The organism is Stenotrophomonas sp. YJH_SMC_32 (genome assembly GCF_059369975.1).
Map to the genome: position 1 here is coordinate 1 of NZ_JCAFTE010000012.1, position 16,345 is coordinate 16,345.

15 protein-coding genes and 1 pseudogene are annotated in these 16,345 nt (G+C 64.0%); 2 read left to right on the forward strand and 14 right to left on the reverse strand.

Annotation, left to right across the window (positions count from 1 at the left end; all coding sequences use genetic code 11):
• Positions 1-116: pseudogene (locus AC5P7S_RS13870) on the forward strand (IS110-like element ISStma4 family transposase); the annotation flags it as partial.
• Between the two features lie 72 nt (positions 117-188).
• Here the strand turns inward: AC5P7S_RS13870 and AC5P7S_RS13875 are convergent.
• The 14 genes from AC5P7S_RS13875 to dnaA form a co-directional block, all read right to left on the reverse strand.
• A complete protein-coding gene (locus AC5P7S_RS13875; protein ID WP_095378854.1) occupies positions 189-932 on the reverse strand; it encodes a pyridoxine 5'-phosphate synthase in 744 nt (247 codons plus the stop codon).
• Positions 933-941: 9 nt separating this feature from the next.
• Positions 942-1,211: a hypothetical protein gene (locus tag AC5P7S_RS13880; protein ID WP_005421192.1), complete on the reverse strand. Its 270-nt coding sequence runs from the start codon at positions 1,209-1,211 to the stop codon at positions 942-944.
• A 40-nt stretch (positions 1,212-1,251) separates the two neighbouring features.
• Positions 1,252-2,712: a cardiolipin synthase gene (cls, locus tag AC5P7S_RS13885; RefSeq protein ID WP_049413411.1), complete on the reverse strand. Its 1,461-nt coding sequence runs from the start codon at positions 2,710-2,712 to the stop codon at positions 1,252-1,254.
• A 183-nt stretch (positions 2,713-2,895) separates the two neighbouring features.
• A complete protein-coding gene (locus tag AC5P7S_RS13890; protein WP_005411740.1) occupies positions 2,896-3,309 on the reverse strand; it encodes an ExbD/TolR family protein in 414 nt (137 codons plus the stop codon).
• Between the two features lie 3 nt (positions 3,310-3,312).
• The gene (locus AC5P7S_RS13895; protein ID WP_005421196.1) at positions 3,313-3,738 is read right to left on the reverse strand and encodes an ExbD/TolR family protein; all 426 of its coding nucleotides are present in this window, start codon (positions 3,736-3,738) and stop codon (positions 3,313-3,315) included.
• Between the two features lie 61 nt (positions 3,739-3,799).
• Positions 3,800-4,561: a TonB-system energizer ExbB gene (gene exbB / locus AC5P7S_RS13900; protein WP_005411738.1), complete on the reverse strand. Its 762-nt coding sequence runs from the start codon at positions 4,559-4,561 to the stop codon at positions 3,800-3,802.
• A 94-nt stretch (positions 4,562-4,655) separates the two neighbouring features.
• Entirely contained in the window at positions 4,656-5,324 is a 669-nt protein-coding gene (locus AC5P7S_RS13905) for an energy transducer TonB (RefSeq protein WP_005421199.1), read from the reverse strand.
• Positions 5,325-5,467: 143 nt separating this feature from the next.
• Positions 5,468-6,661 (reverse strand): tetratricopeptide repeat protein, encoded by a 1,194-nt coding sequence (locus AC5P7S_RS13910; protein WP_005421200.1) that lies wholly within the window; start codon positions 6,659-6,661, stop codon positions 5,468-5,470.
• Between the two features lie 132 nt (positions 6,662-6,793).
• Positions 6,794-7,600, reverse strand: a complete 807-nt coding sequence (locus tag AC5P7S_RS13915; protein WP_005421202.1) for a M48 family metallopeptidase — start codon at positions 7,598-7,600, stop codon at positions 6,794-6,796.
• Between the two features lie 71 nt (positions 7,601-7,671).
• Positions 7,672-8,517, reverse strand: a complete 846-nt coding sequence (locus AC5P7S_RS13920; protein ID WP_032954741.1) for a CPBP family intramembrane glutamic endopeptidase — start codon at positions 8,515-8,517, stop codon at positions 7,672-7,674.
• Between the two features lie 67 nt (positions 8,518-8,584).
• A complete protein-coding gene (gene gyrB / locus AC5P7S_RS13925) occupies positions 8,585-11,044 on the reverse strand; it encodes a DNA topoisomerase (ATP-hydrolyzing) subunit B (protein ID WP_005421206.1) in 2,460 nt (819 codons plus the stop codon).
• Between the two features lie 112 nt (positions 11,045-11,156).
• Positions 11,157-12,251: a DNA replication/repair protein RecF gene (gene recF, locus AC5P7S_RS13930; protein WP_095378859.1), complete on the reverse strand. Its 1,095-nt coding sequence runs from the start codon at positions 12,249-12,251 to the stop codon at positions 11,157-11,159.
• 987 nt (positions 12,252-13,238) lie between these two features.
• On the reverse strand, positions 13,239-14,339 hold the full coding sequence (gene dnaN / locus AC5P7S_RS13935; RefSeq protein ID WP_005411731.1) for a DNA polymerase III subunit beta: 1,101 nt from the start codon (positions 14,337-14,339) through the stop codon (positions 13,239-13,241).
• A 275-nt stretch (positions 14,340-14,614) separates the two neighbouring features.
• A complete protein-coding gene (dnaA, locus tag AC5P7S_RS13940; RefSeq protein WP_049417185.1) occupies positions 14,615-15,946 on the reverse strand; it encodes a chromosomal replication initiator protein DnaA in 1,332 nt (443 codons plus the stop codon).
• A 255-nt stretch (positions 15,947-16,201) separates the two neighbouring features.
• On the opposite strand from dnaA, the gene rpmH reads away from it, so the two are divergent.
• Positions 16,202-16,342: a 50S ribosomal protein L34 gene (gene rpmH / locus AC5P7S_RS13945; RefSeq protein ID WP_005411729.1), complete on the forward strand. Its 141-nt coding sequence runs from the start codon at positions 16,202-16,204 to the stop codon at positions 16,340-16,342.
• Positions 16,343-16,345: the final 3 nt, after the last annotated feature.

Here is a 16,345-nt window from a genome sequence, read left to right on the forward strand (position 1 = left end):
CGAAAGGAAAGCCCTTCAAGGTCGTCATGTGTGCGGTGATGCGCAAGCTCATCCATCTGGTTTGGGGCGTACTGAAAAGCGGCCGCCCATTTGAGCCTGACGGCGCCCTTGCCTAGGCAAGGGCAACACGGTATCTACAGTTGATGCAGAGACCTTGTACAGCCGAGCCTACGCTCGGCTGCAATGCATCAGAGCAGCGCCAGGTAGCCGCGCACGGTGGCATCCAGCCCGTCATACAGTGCCTCGCCGATCAGCGCGTGGCCAATCGACACCTCCAGCACCTCCGGCACGTGGCCCAGGAAATCGCGCAGGTTGTCCTGCGACAGGTCATGGCCGGCGTTGACGCCCAGGCCCACCGCCTGCGCCCGCCGCGCCGCAGTGGCGAACAGTTCGAGCATTGCCGCAGCGTCGCCCGCCGCATGCGCCTCTGCGTAGGGGCCGGTGTACAACTCGATGCGGTCGGCACCGACCTCGGCGGCCTGCTCCAGCGACGGGTTGCCCGCATCCACGAACAGGCTGACCCGGCAGCCCATCGCCTTCAGTTGGGCAATCAACGGGCGCAAGCGCTCGGCGTCGCGTTCGAAGTCGAAACCGTGGTCGGAGGTGATCTGGCCATCGCCGTCGGGCACCAGGGTGGCCTGCGCCGGACGGGTCTGTTCGCACAGCGGCAGCAGCCCCGGGTACCCCTCGCGCGGGGGCGCAAATGGATTGCCCTCGATGTTGAATTCAACGCCACGGGCGCGGGTCAACGTGGACAGGGCGAGCACGTCCTCGGCGGTGATGTGGCGGCGGTCCGGCCGCGGATGCACGGTGATGCCATGCGCGCCGGCATCCAGGCAGGCCTGGGCGGCGCGCACCACGTCCGGTTCGGCACCGCCGCGCGAATTGCGCAGGACGGCGATCTTGTTGACGTTGACGCTGAGCTGGGTCATGGAACGGAACTACTTGGAAAGAGGGGACGGATCGTTGTCGTTGGCGTCATCGTTGCGGCGCGCCTGGGCCTGCTCGCGCAGGCGGCGCAGTTCCTCGGCATCGATCAGGGTGGCCGGGTCGCGCTGCAGGTCGCCGAAACGGGCCACGTAACGACCGCGTACCCAGGCCAGCAGGAAGCCGAGCGCAGCCAGCAGGCACAGGGTCATCAACCCCGCGCTTGGGGTCTTCAGCGCGAAGGCAAAGCAGCCCAGCGCCAGCAGCAGGTACAACCAGTACATAGTCGGGCTCCCCGGATGATCGCCGCAGTGTAGCGCTGCGTCAGAGCAGCGGCGAGGCCAGCCGGGCGAAGGCCTCGGGCAGGCGGTGCAGCCACAGCGAGCGCCCGGCCTGGTCATGCACCCGCGTGGCGCGATCGAATTCACCCTGCAGCAGCTCGGCCAGGGCCGCCACGCGGTCCCGGTCGCTGATCATCATCGACAGCTCGAAGTTCAGGCGGAAGCTGCGGTGGTCGAAGTTGGCACTGCCGACAATGCAGACGTCGTCGTCGGCGATGAACGCCTTGGTGTGCAGCATGCGCGGGCCGTACTCGTAGATCTTCACGCCGGCATGCAACAGTTCGTCGAAGTACGAGCGCGCGGCCTGGGTGACGAACCAGGAATCGCTCATTTTCGGTACCAGCAGGCGCACGTCCAGGCCGCCCAGCGCGGCCGAAGTCAGCGCCATCCGCGCCGCTTCACCCGGCACGAAATAGGGCGTCACCAGCCACACCCGCTCGTGCGCTTCCTGGATGGCGGCGACGTGCAGCCGGTGGATCGTCTCCCAGCCCGAATCCGGGCCGGACACCAATACCTGCGCGTTGATCGCGCCATCCCCGCGCAGCGGCATATCGGCCGGCCACAGGCGGGCGATATCCATCCGCGAGGGTTCCTGGCCACTGGCGTAGAGCCAGTCCTCGGCGAACACCAGCTGCAGACTGCGCACCACATGACCGCGGATGCGCATGTGCAGGTCGCGATAAGCGTCGGGCCTGCGGCTTTCGTCTTCCTCGTCGGTGATGTTGATGCCGCCAGTGAAGGCCAGGCGGCCATCGACAATCACCAGCTTGCGGTGCGTGCGCAGGTTCAGCCACGGGCGCTTGAACGGTTTCAGCAGCTGCCGTGGGTGGAACCAGATCGCTTCACCGCCAGCCTCGAGCAGGGGCTGCAGGAAACGGCGGGGCAGGGCGGATGAGCCCACCGCATCCAGCAGCAGGCGCACCTGCACACCGGCGCGTGCGCGCTCGACCAGGGCATCGCGCAGGGCGGTGCCTGCGTGATCCGGATTGAAGATGTAGTACTCCAGATGGATGTGATCGTGCGCCTGTGCAACGGCTTCCAGCAAGGCCGCGTAGGTCGCCGCACCGTCCACCAGCCACGTCACTTCGGTGGCACTGCTTGGGGCCAGTCCGGTCGTAGCCTGGGCAACCTTGGCCAGTTCGGTGCAGTCCGAATCGGGCGGGCAGACATCGCTGTAGTGCTCCATGCCCGAGCGTGCACGGCCACGACGCAGCCGTTGCCGCTTCACCTTCTGCGGGCCCAGCAGGTAGTAGATGAAGAGCCCGAGATAGGGGAGCAGTGCCAACGAAAGGATCCAGCTCAGCGTGGCCACCGGCTCGCGCTTCTGCAGCATGATCCACCCCGCCAGCGCGAACAGGTACAGCAGGTAAGCCACCGCCAGGATCGTGCCGAGGTGGGCGATACCGTCGAGCCAATGGCGCAGGGAATCGAAGAGGGCAAGCATGCGCCGATCATAGCGGCGCATGCTGCCGGATGGGGTCAGATCCCTTTTCCGAAGGAAAGGCGTTCTGACCCCATCCCATGTGCCAGGACGAGATCCCATGTGCCAGGACGAGGACAAAAAAAACGCCCCTGTCTCCAGGGGCGTCTGCAGTCGCGTCATGACTGTTGTGTTGCGGTGTCGCGTTTACTGCTGCACAAAACCGATCTTCTTCATCTGAGCATTCTTCGCGGCGGCCAGAACCTTGGCCATCACGTCGTACTCGGAATCCGGGCTGGCGTCGATGCGCAGTTCCGGCTGGTTGGTCGGGTCACGCTGGACCTCCTGCTCCATCCGCTGCTGCAGCTCGCTGGTATTGATCGGGCTGTTGTTCCACGAGACCTGGTTGCTGGCGTCGATCTTCAGTTCGATCGGCGGCGGCGGTTCGACCAGCTGCGGCGGTGGGTTGAGCACGCGCTGCGGCAGGTCCACGGCGATCGGGTACGTCATGATCGGCGCGGTCACGATGAAGATGATCAGCAGAACCAGCATCACGTCCACGAGGGGCGTGACGTTGATGTCTGCCATGGGGCCCTTGCCACCACCACTACTGAATGCCATGGCTTATTGCCCCTTTTCTTTGGTCGCAACGAAGCCGACGTCCAGCATGCCCTGTTCCTGCGCGACCTTGGTCAGGTCGTTGATGACGCGCATCTTGGTGGTGCGGTCACCACGCAGGTTCAGCGGCGGCTGCGGGGTCTGCTGTGCGGCGGTCGCCAAGCGGGACTCGAGAGTCTGCTTGTTGATTTCTTCGTCGTTCCAGTAGATCGAGCCGTCTTCCTTGACTGCCAGCGTGATCGGGTTCGGACGCTTTTCAGCATCTTCCGGCTTCTGGATCAGGTTGGCTTCCGGCAGATCCACCTTGACCTTGTGGGACATCAGGGGCGCCGTGATGATGAAGATGATCAGCAGCACCAGCATCACGTCCACGAGGGGCGTAACGTTGATGTCGGCCATGGGGCCGCCGCTGTTACCACTACTGAAAGCCATAACGGGCTCCGTCTAGATCTTGGTGACTACTTACTTCGTCGCTGGGTGACGCGCGCCGCAATCAGCGGACGCGCGAACCGGTGGCGAAGAAGTCGTGCAGGTCGTGCGCGAAGGTATCGAACTTGCTGATGGTCGCGCTGTTGATCTTGCTGAAGAAGTTGAAGGCGAACACGGCCGGGATTGCGACGAACAGACCGATCGCGGTCATGATCAGCGCTTCACCCACCGGGCCGGCAACGGCGTCGATCGAAGCGGAGCCGGTGGCACCGATCTTGATCAGCGCGCCGTAGATGCCCCACACGGTACCCAGCAGACCGACGAACGGAGCGGTCGCGCCGACGGTGGCCAGCAGGGTCATGCCCGACTGCAGCTTGTTGCTTTCGCGGGTGACGGCCTGACGCAGAGCGCGGTCGACGAACTCCGAACGGCTCAGGTTCTCACCGACGCCGCCGGTAGCACCGCCTTCAGCGCGCTGGTGGTGGGCGGCTGCCTGGGCAGCGTCCAGGGCGATCTTCGAGAACGGCTCCGAAGCCGGCTGCTCTTCCATCGCACGGATGGCGTCCTGCGCGTTCGGGGTGTCCCAGAACAGGCTGACGACGCGATCAGCGGCGCTCTTCAGGCGGGTGGCACGGAAGATGTTGATGACGGTCCAGTACCAGGACATGGCCGACATGGCGATCAGGGTCAGCAGCACGACCCAGGAAACCGCGAAATCACCCGGCTTGGTGGTCATTTCGTGGATCAGGTGCTCGAAGCCCATCTGCGACAGGGCGTTGGACGGATTGCCCCCGGCAGCAGCGGCGATGAAAATTTCCTGCAGCATGACGCTTACCTTTGTTGTGTGTGGTGATAAAGGGTGTAGCTAAGCTAAACAATCGAACCGGGAGCGGGGGTGGCCAGGCGGCCACCCGGGCGCATCAGTTCAGCGCAAAGTTGACCGGGACGCGAACGCGACCTGCCGTCTTCTTACCGCCTGCTTCAGCGGCGTTGAAGCGCCACTTGCGAGCCGCTTCCATCGCAGCACGGTCCAGGTCGCGGTTACGGCTGGACTTTTCCACCGTGACATTGGTGACGTTGCCGCTGGCATCGACATCAATGATCAGGATCACTTCGCCCTGGATACCTGCGCGGAAGGCTGCCGGCGGGTAGCGCGGCGGATTCATGGCCTTCGACGAGATGTCCACGCTGGCCTCGATCGAGGTCGGCGGTGCCGGCGGCGCCGGAGGCGACGGCGGGGTGACGATATCGTTCGGGCGCGGCTCCGGCACGTCGACAACCGGCGCCTGCGGCGGCGGCGGTACGGGCGACGGCTTCGGCGGCGACAGATTCTTCACCGGCGGTGGCGGAGTATCCTGCGGCGGCGGCGGCGGCGGCGGCGGTGGGGGCGGCGGCGGCGCGTCGACGATGGTCACCATGACGTTGCGCTCCTTCTCCGCGACGGCCTTGGGAGCCACGGCGGGAATCAGGAGCATCATGAAGGCGGCCAGATGCAGGGCAATTACAAACGCGATGCCGACGATGCGAGGCCAGCTCAGCCCCTTGTCATCGGGTTGTTCGTACCGGTGAACGACTAGTTGTTCCGTCATGCGCCAAGAGCTCAATAGTGGGGCCGGAATCCCGGGGGCGGGATCCCTGATCAGCGGTGCATGACACCGCAGGAACCTCCAAGCTTATACCAATCCTGAGCGCCTGCGCATCAACTGAGCAGGCATTCAGGCGTTATTCCTACTTACTTCAGGTTGATGATTTTTTTGGCATCAGCCTGGTTCTTCACGCCCTTCGCCAGCGCCTGCTGGGCGGCCTGCTTGGCCTCGGGGACGCGACCTTCGGCATGCAGGACGCGTGCCAGGTTCAGGTAGGTCTCACCGTCCTTGGAGAGCGGGGCGGCCTTCTGCCACGCATCGATCGCCTGCGGCACCTGGTCGGAGTAGTAGTAGGACTGGGCCAGCGCCAGGTAGACCTGGTAATCCGGCTTCAGGATGCCCTTCTGCAACCCTTCGTTGATGACCGCGATGACGTCCTTTTCCTTGTTCTCGGTGTTGGCATAGATCGAGTACAGCTGCTTGTACTCGCGCTCTTCGGTGAGCTGGCCGCTGCTGCGCAGCTTGTCCATCACCGCGGCGGCCTTCGGCATCTGGTCAGCCTGCATGTACATGTTGGCCAGATTCAGCTGGGCCTTCTTGTCCGACGGGTTCTTGGCCGCCAGCGCTTCTGCGGCCTGCACGGCCTCACCGGTCTGGCCGGCTTCGGAAAGGGCCGCCATCAGCAGCTGGTTCCAGTTGTCCTTCGGCTCGGCAGCGCCCGCGATGGCCTGCTTCAGCACCGGGATCGCTTCCTGGTAGCGCTCCAGCTGGTACAGCGCCTGGCCCTTGGCAATCAGCTCTTCCGGCTTGGTCGACTTGCTCTCGGCGAAGTACTTGTCCAGGGTGGCCAGGCCTTCGGCAGTCTGGTCTTCCTGCAGCTGCAGCTGGCCCAGCATCAGCATCGACTGGAAGTGGCCGTTGTTGTCCAGGCCGTTGAACTGGATGACCTGCTTCAGGTAGGCGATGGCGGCCGGGGTGTCGTCGGTCTGGTAGGCGGCCTGCGAGGCCAGCTGCGCGGCCAGCGACTTGTCGTACTCGTTGGAGGCGCTGTCAGCCAGGATCGCGTCAGCCTGCGTGCGCGTCTCCGGGAACTTTTCCTTGTTGTAGCTGTCGATCATTTTCTGCAGCTTGCTGCCCATCTTGGCCGAGGCCTTGGCGGTCGGCTCCTGGCGGGTCGCATTCGGGTACAGCGGTTCGGCCTTGGCCTGCTTGCTGCTGCCGCCGCGGCTGCCACGGTCGGAGGAACGCGAGGACTGCGCGAAGGCATCGGTGACCACGGCGCCGGTCAGGGCGGTCGCGACGAGGACGGAAAGCACAGCTTTGTGGTTACGGAAAATCATCGTTCACCTCGATCGAACCGCCGGATAGCGGCAAAGTCGGACTGTCAGAAAAATCTGAGCCGCCAAACGTATCAGAAACAGATGGCGTGAGAAATCGTTTTATGTGCTGCAATACAGCATAGAACTGCGCACTCATCCGCACTTTGGCCGCAGCCCGGCCGCCTGGGCCTGCTGATAGACCGGCGCCAGGCCCGGCGCATCGCGTCGCAGCTCCTGGATCCGGTTGGCCGGATCCGGGTGCGTGGACAGCCATTGCGGGCTTCGACCGCCGCTGGCGGCCATCATGTTCTGCCACAGATCCACGGCCTGGGCCGGGTTGAATCCGGCCTGCGCCATCAGCCGCTGGCCGATCACGTCCGCCTCGCTTTCCTGGGTCCGCGAGCCGGGCAACAGGAAGGCCGCCTGCGCGCCCATGCCGCCCAGCTGATTGACCGTATTGGCGGCACCATCGCCATAGGCGGCACCGGCCAGCGCGCCCAGCACGGCCAGGCCGGTCTGCGCGCCCATCTGCCGGGTAATGCGTTCCTCGTGGTGACGCGCGATCACGTGGCCGATCTCATGACCGATCACGGCAGCCAACTGGTCCTGGTTCCTGGCGACGGTGAAGATGCCGGTGTTCACGCCCACTTTGCCGCCGGGCAGGGCAAAGGCGTTGGGTTCCTTGTCGACGAATACGGCAGTCTCCCACCGTACCCCACGGTACTGAGGCGGCAGCTGTGCGACCAGCGCATTGACCACGCACTGCACGTAGCCGTTCTGGCGGCCATCGGTGCTGATCTTCTCTTTCTGCTTGGTCTCGGCAAACGCCTGCGCACCGAGCTGGTCAAGCTGTGCCTGCGACACACCGCCCACCATCTGCCGTCGTCCGGTTGGCGAGGTGGTGGTTGCACAGGCACTGACCAAGGTGGTGATGACTAGAGCCAGCAGCAGTTGTTTCATGGGTCCGCCCCCGTGTTCATGTGCGCAGTGTGTAGCGTACCTGCTTAATCTTTCGTCAAGCGGGCACGGCGTTACGTTGACCCCAGGAACACCATCGCGGCGAGCGCAACCGCGTTGTTCAGCGCATGCGCGGCAATCGCCGCCCACAGGGTGCCGGTGCGGCGGTACAGCCAGCAGAAGGCGGCGCCCATGCCACCGTACACCAGCCACAGCTGCGCCATGCCGAGCAGCGAGTTCTTGCTGACACCGGGCACTTCATGGACCAGGGCGAACGCCAGGCTGCTGAGGATCAGGCCCAGCCAGGGGCGGCCGGCTTGCCACAGGCGCCCGAACAGGACGCGGCGAAACAGCAGCTCTTCGTAGGCGGGGGCGAGGACGACCGCAAACAGCACCAGGAACAGCGGGAAGCGAGCGATCGCGCTCTGCATCAGTTCCACGTTGGTGGGCACCGGCTCGATGCCGAACTGCTTGGAAAGGAAGGCGATGCCGTTGCTGCCGAGCACGATCAGCGTGGCCACCAGCAGGGTCCAGCCCCAGGTGGACGGCCGCAGCAACGCCTGTCGCGACGCCATGCGTTCGCCGGCGCTTGCCGGGCGTCGCCAGAAGTACAGCAGCAGCGCGGCGCCACCGGTGGCGATCAGGGCCATCAGGATCTGCGCCAGGGCACCGGGCTGGCCCACTGCCGCGCCGACAGCGTCAGGTGTCAGTCCGCCATTGGCCTCGGCGTTGGCGCGGCTGACCACGATTGCACGGTAGAAGCCCCAGAACAGGCCGGAGACCATGCTCAGGCCGACCAGGGTAACGGCGGCGATGCCCAGGTCGATGAAGAAGCCTGCCAGCGGTGCCACGGCGCGCGGTGGGGTAGACACCGGCGGAACCGGGGGCGGGGCGGCGGAGACCGGGGTGGATGCGGACATCAGGTACCTGTGTTCAAGGGACGAAGGCCGGTGCAGCTCCCCGCGCACCGGCCAGGTCCCGATTGTGTCAGATATCCAGGTTGGCGACTTTCAGCGCATTGTCTTCGATGAAGTCGCGACGCGGCTCGACGACATCGCCCATCAGGGTGCTGAAGATCTGGTCGGCAGCGACCGCATCCTCGATGCGCACCTGCAGCAGGCGACGGGTCTCCGGGTTCACCGTGGTATCCCACAACTGCTCCGGATTCATTTCACCCAGACCCTTGAATCGCTGGATCTGGCGGCCGCGCTTGGCCTCCTCGAGCAGCCAGTTCTGCGCCTTCGCGAAGCTGTCGACTTCGATCGACTTGGCGCCGCGGGAAATCGTTGCACCTTCGCGCACCAGGCCGTGCAGCAGCTTGGAGGCCTGGTGGATCGCACGCAGTTCGCCACTCTCGAACGCCGACATCGGCAGCACCTGGATGTGCTCCTCGCCCATGTGGCGACGGGTCACCAGCACAGCGGCGGGGCGTTCCTCGTTGGCGTCCTGCAGTTCCAGGCTGAAACGCGGGCTGCCCAGGCTGCCCTGGTTGAGTCGCTTGGCCAGCGCATCCAGGCCTTCGCCTTCGCCCGCATTGCGCAGGCTGTCCATGTCCATCGGCACGAAATCGACCAGCGCTTCGAGCAGGTTGCGGTCATAGCGGTGCGCGTTGCGTTCGATGGAATCGAGCGCGGCGGCGTACGCCAGCAGCAGCTTCTCCAGTGCCAGGCCTTCGATGCCCGGTTCGCCGGTGGCCGGCACCAGCGCGGCGTTCTCCACCGCACTGCTGGCCAGGTAGCTGTCCAGCGCCGGATCATCCTTCAGGTACAGCTCCTGCTTGCCCTGCTTGATCTTGTACAGCGGCGGCAAGCCGATGTAGACGTAACCGCGCTCGATCAGCTCCGGCATCTGACGGTAGAAGAACGTCAGCAGCAGGGTGCGGATGTGGGCGCCGTCGACGTCGGCGTCGGTCATGATGATGATCTTGTGGTAACGCAGCTTGTCCGGGTTGTACTCGTCACGGCCAATGCCGGTGCCCAGCGCGGTGATCAGCGTACCGACCTGGTCGGAGGACAGCATGCGGTCGAAGCGCGCGCGTTCCACGTTGAGGATCTTGCCGCGCAGCGGCAGCACCGCCTGGTTCTTTCGGTTGCGGCCCTGCTTGGCCGAGCCACCTGCCGAGTCACCCTCGACGATGAACAATTCGGACAGCGCCGGATCCTTTTCCTGGCAGTCAGCCAGCTTGCCCGGCAGGCCGGCGATGTCCAGCGCGCCCTTGCGGCGGGTCAGGTCGCGGGCCTTGCGGGCGGCTTCACGTGCACGCGCGGCGTCGACGATCTTGCCGGCAATCGCCTTGGCTTCGTTCGGGTTTTCCTGCAGGAACTCTTCCAGGCGCGCACCGAAGGCGTTTTCCACCGCCGGACGCACGTCGGAGCTGACCAGCTTCTCCTTGGTCTGGCTGGAGAAGCTGGGATCCGGCACCTTCACCGACAGCACCGCGATCATGCCTTCGCGCATGTCGTCGCCGGTCAGGTTGATCTTGGCCTGCTTGGCGATGCCGTTCTGCTCGATGTAGTTGTTGAGCACGCGGGTCAGCGCACCGCGGAAACCGGCGAGGTGGGTACCGCCGTCCTTCTGCGGGATGTTGTTGGTGAAGCAGTACATCGTCTCCTGGTAGGAGTCGGTCCACTGCAGCGCCACCTCCACGACGATGCCGTTGTGCTCGCCGGTGACGGAGATGACATTCGGGTGCAGCGGGGTCTTCAGCTGGGCCAGATGCTCCACGAAGCTGCGGATGCCGCCTTCGTAGTGGAAGTCATCGCGACGGCCGTCGCCACGCTCGTCGGCAAGGACGATCTTGACGCCGGAGTTCAGGAACGACAACTCGCGCAGACGGCGGGCCAGGATGTCGTAGTGGAATTCCACGTTGTCGTGGAAGGCAACGGTGGACGGCCAGAAGCGCACGGTGGTGCCACGCTTGGTGGTGGCTTCCAGCTTGGCGAGCGGGGTCACGGCTGCGCCGTTGCTGAATTCCTGCTGGTAGTGGGAGCCGTTCTGGAACACGTCCACCAGCAGCTTCTGCGACAGCGCGTTGACCACGCTGACGCCGACGCCGTGCAGGCCGCCGGAAACCTTGTAGCTGTTGTCGTCGAACTTGCCGCCTGCGTGCAGGACGGTCATCACCACCTCGGCGGCGGAGACCTCGCGACCGAGCTTGGCGCTCATCTGCTCGTGCTTGCCGGTCGGAATGCCGCGGCCGTTGTCGGACACCGAGACCGAGCCGTCAGCGTGGATCGTCACCGCGACATGGTCGGCGTGGCCGGCCAGCGCTTCGTCAATCGAGTTGTCGACAACCTCGAACACCATGTGGTGCAGACCGGTGCCGTCATGCACGTCACCGATGTACATGCCGGGTCGCTTGCGGACAGCCTCCAGGCCTTCCAGGGCGGTAATGCTGTTGGCGTCGTAATTGCCGTTGTTTGCCGGGGTGTTCTGTTCGTCGCTCATTGCGCTTGCCGTAGGCTCCGCAGGTCGGGCACCGCTTGGGGCGATGTGCCGAGAATGAAAGGATTCCAACCCGAATTATACCAGCCGGGGTCGAGTGGCCCTGATGTGCCCACTATGGCACAGCCACGATCTGTGCATGTTCCACGTGGAACCGGGCGATCTGGGTCAATTCCTGCAGGGCCGCCGGAGGCTCAGTAGCGGTGACGAAGATCTGCGCCGGGCCGGTGAGCAGGCGCTCCAATACCCGCGCCTGGTGGGTCCGATCCAGTTCGGAGGCCAGATCGTCCAGTGCGATCACCGGCCATTCGCCGCGCTGTTCTGCATAGTCCTCGGCCTGCGCCAGCAGGCACGCCAATGCGGTCAGCTTGGCCTGACCGCGTGACAATGCATCGCGACCAGGAATGCTGTGGAAATCCACGCTCCAGTCCGCCCGGTGCGGCCCAACCGAGGTGTACCCGGCCTGGCGGTCACGATCCCGGGCCAGAAGCAGAGCATCTGCCAGGGGAAGCTCATGCCGACGCCAGCCCGGACTGAGTTCCAGGGCCTGGATGCCGAGTTGCGGCGCCAAACTGGCAGCCAGCGCCACGGCACGCTGCTGCAGCCGCTCCAGGTAGTGCTGACGCCGGCTGGTAAGGGGCTCTCCGGCCTCAGCCAACTCGTGATCCCAGGTGTCCAGCATCCGCGACGGGCCGCCCTGCTTGAGCAGGGCATTGCGCTGCTTCAGCGCCCTTGAATAGCGGCGCCACAAGGACAGGAAATCAGGTTCCACGTGGAACAAACCCCAATCCAGAAAGCGACGGCGGGGCTCGCCACCGCCGCTGACCAGCGCATGGCTGCCGGGCTCAAACGTCACTACCGCCAGCGCTGCGCAGAGGTTGCCGAGCTGAGCCACATCTTCACCGTCCAATCGTCCCTTCCAGTCCTGCCCACTGTGGCGCAGGCCGGCCTTTCGGCGATGCGGCGCGTGGTCGGCACGCTGTTCGTCCCATTCCACGAAGATCTCCAGCGCCTCCTGGCCCTGGCGCACCAGTCCATCGCGAACCCTGCCGCGGAAGCTCCGGCCATAGGCCATCAGATGCAGGGCCTCCAGCACGCTGGTCTTGCCGGCACCGTTCTCGCCAGTGAGCAGGTTCAGCCCCGGCTGGGGCAAGAGATCCACCGCACTGAAGCGACGCAGTTGGTGCAAGGCGAGGCGGCGGATAAGCATGGGGCGCGAACGACCATCCGCTCGAGGCGGTAGAGGGGAAGGGAATCCATCAGCTTACTGCATCGGTCAAGCCGGACGCGCTGCACCCGCATCGATGCGGAGCAGAAGCTCCCGCGCACCAACTGATCGCGGGTTCCAAGTGGCACCGGTTCACCGGCATGCCCGTTTCCAGCTCCGGACGCAGCTGAAATTCCTTCAATTCTGCACAGGGTTGCGGGGCGTGGCCCGCCAGATTTCAACGATTTCAGGACCACTGCCGCAGGTGTTTGATGAGCGCTTGCCCGGCCGGGTGAGCGGGCGGGCGCCCGGATTCCTCCAAATCTGAGATCCGATGCCCTGGGAGGTTCCACAGATTTCAAAGAATCCGGACCATTCGTTTCACGCTGTCCACAGCGGGACTGTATGACTTATACACAAGGTATGGGCAATTTGTGGATAAAAAAGCCCTTCTGCCTGGGTCTGGAAACTATCCACAGGTTCCCCCCCAGCCTGAGGCGCCTCTATACAGGGGGTTTCACCATCATAAATTCCTTTTAAATCATGCAGATAACACAATTTTCCACGAAATCTGGCTCTACCATCACCACCATGCTTTAGATTTATACCCAGATTTAGAAGCTAGGCTTGGCCCGATCTGTCCCGAATGGGTCCTGTGGACAGAGAGGATTTCAGGAACAGCGAGCACGGTCGCCGCAGCGTGGATGCGCTTCGGCATCCGACCAGACAGGTCCATAGCAACTGCGTTGAGACCCCAGGTACCGGCCCCGATCAAACATGATTCGGAGGCAGTCCCTGGCATCGACTCAAAGTCCCGTCGCCAGTTCGGCCTGGGAAGCAAAGCGCACGCAACCGGGTCCATCAAGGAAGATGGTGTCCGTTCGAAATCCGTGCTGGAAAGGGTTCAGCCCGATGATCCACGTGGAACGTAAAAAAAACGCCCGGGAAAATCCCGGGCGTCGTTCGGTTCCACGTGGAACAACGCTGCTGTCAGAGACGCAGCGGCATCACCACGTGACGCGACTTTTCGCTGCTGGACTCACGCACCAGCGCCGAGGAGTTGGAATCGCGCAGCTGGATGATGACTTCCTCATCGCGCAGGGCGGAGAGGGCATCCAGCAGGTAGTTCACGTTGAAGCCGATGGCCAGATCGCTGACCGTGGTATCGGCTTCGATCTCTTCCTGGGCTTCCTCCTGCTCCGGGTTGTGCGCGCTGATCTTCAGGTTGCCCGGCGACACTTCCACGCGGATGCCGCGGTACTTCTCGTTGGACAGGATCGCAGCGCGCTGCAGCGAGGCGCGCAGCGCTTCACGATCAACCTTCACTTCACGGTCGGCACCGATCGGAATCACCGCTTCGTAATCCGGGAAGCGGCCGTCGATCAGCTTGGAGGTGAAGGTGACATCGTCGCGCTTGACGCGGACGTGGCTGCGGCCGACTTCCAGCTCGATCTCGCGATCACCACTTTCCAGCAGGCGCTGCAGCTCGGTCACGCCCTTGCGCGGCACGATGATCTGGCGCTTGGAACCGCTCGGCTTGGCCAGGTCGGTTTCACACAGCGCCAGACGGTGGCCGTCGGTGGCAACGGTACGCAGGGCGTCACCGCGCAGATCGAACAGCAGGCCATTGAGGTAATAGCGCACGTCCTGCTGCGCCATCGCGAACGCGGTGCGCTCGATGAGCTCCTTCAGGGTCGCTTCGCCGATGGCCACGCGCTCAGTGGCTTCCACTTCGTCAACCGACGGGAAGTCATTGGAGGGCAGGGTTGCCAGGGTGAAGCGGCTACGACCGGCCTGCACGGTGATCTTGTCTCCGGTCTGCGAGACGGTGATCCGGCTGCCATCGGGCAGGGCGCGGATGATCTCGAACAGCTTGCGGGCGGGAATGGTGGTTTCGCCGTCCTGGGCGTCTTCAACCGCGATCCGCGACACCATCTCCACTTCCAGGTCGGTACCGGTCAGCGACAGCTGGCCGTTCTGCACCTGGACCAGGAAATTGGCCAGAACCGGAAGGGTCTGGCGGCGTTCGACCACGTTGACGACCTGTGCCAACGGCTTGAGAAAGGCTTCGCGCTGCAGTGTGAAACGCATGTGGTTCCGTGCCCCTATGCTTTAAAAAATGTGGAATAAATCAAAAGCTTGGTGGTGCTGGTAGAGACAGAATCGCTGGAAAACAATGCTAAGTCTTTGTAAATAAAGGAGTTTCAGGCATCGAAACCCTCTGTATTACCGACCCCCAAGGGGTGGGGAAAGCTGTGGATAAATTCGACGGGATTTCAGACGCCATTCTTATCCACAACGTGTCCCGCGCTTGCTACCGGATTCTGCACCGTTTTGTGCGATGACGCCTCATCGGCATCCGTGCATCATTCGCTCAGCTTCCGGATCAGCTTGTCCCAGTCTTCGCGGAGCTTGCCGTCGGTTTCCATCAGGGTCCGGATCTGGCGGCAGGCATGCAGCACCGTGGTGTGATCGCGACCGGCAAAGGCGTCGCCGATCTCGGGCAGGCTGTGCTCGGTCAGTTCCTTGGTCAGGGCCATGGCGACCTGGCGGGGGCGAGCGAGCGAGCGGGTCCGACGCTTCGACAGCAGATCCTTGATCTGCAGGCCGTAGTAGTCGGCAACGGTTTTCTGGATGTTGGGAATGCTGATCGCCTGCTGCTGGGCGCGCAGCAGGTCGCGCAGGGTTTCCTGGGCGAATTCGGTGGTGATCGCGCGGCCGGTGAAGTTGGCGCGGGCGGTCAGGGTATTGAGCGCGCCCTCGAGGTCGCGCACGTTGGAGCGCATCTTCTTGGCGATCAGGAACGCAACATCATCGGGAATCTCGGCACCGCGTTCGCGCGCCTTGGCCAGCACGATCGCGGCGCGGGTCTCGAAGTCCGGCGGTTCGATCGCGACCGACAGGCCCCAGGCAAGCCGCGACTTCAGGCGCGCTTCCAGGCCTTCGACCTCGCGAGGATAGCGGTCGCAGGTCAGGATGATCTGCTGCTTGCCATCGAACAACGCGTTGAAGGTGTGGAAGAACTCTTCCTGCGTGCGGTCCTTGCCGGCGAAGAACTGGATGTCATCGATCAACAGCGCGTCCACCTGCTGGAACTGGCGCTTGAACTGATCCATGGTCTTTTCCTGCAGGGCCCGGATCATGGCGCTGAAGAACTGTTCCGAACGCAGGTACAGCACCTTCGCGCCTGGATTGGCCTGGCGCATCGCGTTGCCGGCGGCGAACATCAGGTGGGTCTTGCCCAGGCCGGTGCCTCCGTACAGCAGCAGCGGGTTGTGGGCCCGGTCGCCCGGCTTCTGCGCTGCCTGGAAGGCAGCGGCCAGGCCCAGCTGGTTGCTGCGGCCTTCGACGAAGTTGGCGAAGGTGTAGTGATTGTCCAGGTTGCCGGCGAACGGCACCTGCGGTTCGCTGGACACAGGCGCCGACGACGTGGAAACCGGCGCGTTCTGCGCCTCCACGGGGCGCGGGCGCGAGCCGATTTCAAGAAAAACGTCGCTGAAACCGGCGAAGTGAGCCAGCAGTTCACGGATCCGGGCCAGGTACAGCTCGCGGACCTGGTCGACGATGAAGGCATTCGGTGCATACAGCACCAGGCTGTCCACGCGCAGATCGGCCTGCAGCGGCTTCAACCAGGTATGAACGTCTTCCGGCGGGAACTCCGCTTCGAGGCGCTCGAGACTACGGGACCAGGCATCCATCAGCAATAATCGTCCGGTGGCCGGGGCATGGACGCGACAAGGCGCCCAAACACAGGCCGGAAAGGGGGGAAATGGATGGCTCAGACTACCACCGAGCGCCCGCCTTCGGAATGCTTGTCCCCTACTTATTCACAAAAACATCCACAGCTATTGCACAGCCCGGTGAATTCGCGTAGTCCCCAGGGGTTGACGTGAGGGGGGAGACCTCTCTAGAATTTCCGGTTCTTTCCGTCCCATTCATACGAGAGGCCCCCAATGGCCACGAAGCGCACCTACCAGCCCAGCAACCTCAAGCGTAAGCGCGACCACGGCTTCCGTGCCCGTATGAAGACCGCTGACGGCCGCAAGATCCTGTCGCGTCGCCGCGCCAAGGGCCGCAAAGTCCTGAGCGCCTGATTG

What these genes read in the sequence shown, in the direction of transcription:
- AC5P7S_RS13875 (WP_095378854.1), bottom strand. Translation starts at nt 932, where the DNA reads ATGACCCAGCTCAGCGTCAACGTCAACAAGATCGCCGTCCTGCGCAAT.
- AC5P7S_RS13880 (WP_005421192.1), bottom strand. Translation starts at nt 1,211, where the DNA reads ATGTACTGGTTGTACCTGCTGCTGGCGCTGGGCTGCTTTGCCTTCGCG.
- cls (WP_049413411.1), bottom strand. Translation starts at nt 2,712, where the DNA reads ATGCTTGCCCTCTTCGATTCCCTGCGCCATTGGCTCGACGGTATCGCC.
- AC5P7S_RS13890 (WP_005411740.1), bottom strand. Translation starts at nt 3,309, where the DNA reads ATGGCATTCAGTAGTGGTGGTGGCAAGGGCCCCATGGCAGACATCAAC.
- AC5P7S_RS13895 (WP_005421196.1), bottom strand. Translation starts at nt 3,738, where the DNA reads ATGGCTTTCAGTAGTGGTAACAGCGGCGGCCCCATGGCCGACATCAAC.
- exbB (WP_005411738.1), bottom strand. Translation starts at nt 4,561, where the DNA reads ATGCTGCAGGAAATTTTCATCGCCGCTGCTGCCGGGGGCAATCCGTCC.
- AC5P7S_RS13905 (WP_005421199.1), bottom strand. Translation starts at nt 5,324, where the DNA reads ATGACGGAACAACTAGTCGTTCACCGGTACGAACAACCCGATGACAAG.
- AC5P7S_RS13910 (WP_005421200.1), bottom strand. Translation starts at nt 6,661, where the DNA reads ATGATTTTCCGTAACCACAAAGCTGTGCTTTCCGTCCTCGTCGCGACC.
- AC5P7S_RS13915 (WP_005421202.1), bottom strand. Translation starts at nt 7,600, where the DNA reads ATGAAACAACTGCTGCTGGCTCTAGTCATCACCACCTTGGTCAGTGCC.
- AC5P7S_RS13920 (WP_032954741.1), bottom strand. Translation starts at nt 8,517, where the DNA reads ATGTCCGCATCCACCCCGGTCTCCGCCGCCCCGCCCCCGGTTCCGCCG.
- gyrB (WP_005421206.1), bottom strand. Translation starts at nt 11,044, where the DNA reads ATGAGCGACGAACAGAACACCCCGGCAAACAACGGCAATTACGACGCC.
- recF (WP_095378859.1), bottom strand. Translation starts at nt 12,251, where the DNA reads ATGCTTATCCGCCGCCTCGCCTTGCACCAACTGCGTCGCTTCAGTGCG.
- dnaN (WP_005411731.1), bottom strand. Translation starts at nt 14,339, where the DNA reads ATGCGTTTCACACTGCAGCGCGAAGCCTTTCTCAAGCCGTTGGCACAG.
- dnaA (WP_049417185.1), bottom strand. Translation starts at nt 15,946, where the DNA reads ATGGATGCCTGGTCCCGTAGTCTCGAGCGCCTCGAAGCGGAGTTCCCG.
- rpmH (WP_005411729.1), top strand. Translation starts at nt 16,202, where the DNA reads ATGGCCACGAAGCGCACCTACCAGCCCAGCAACCTCAAGCGTAAGCGC.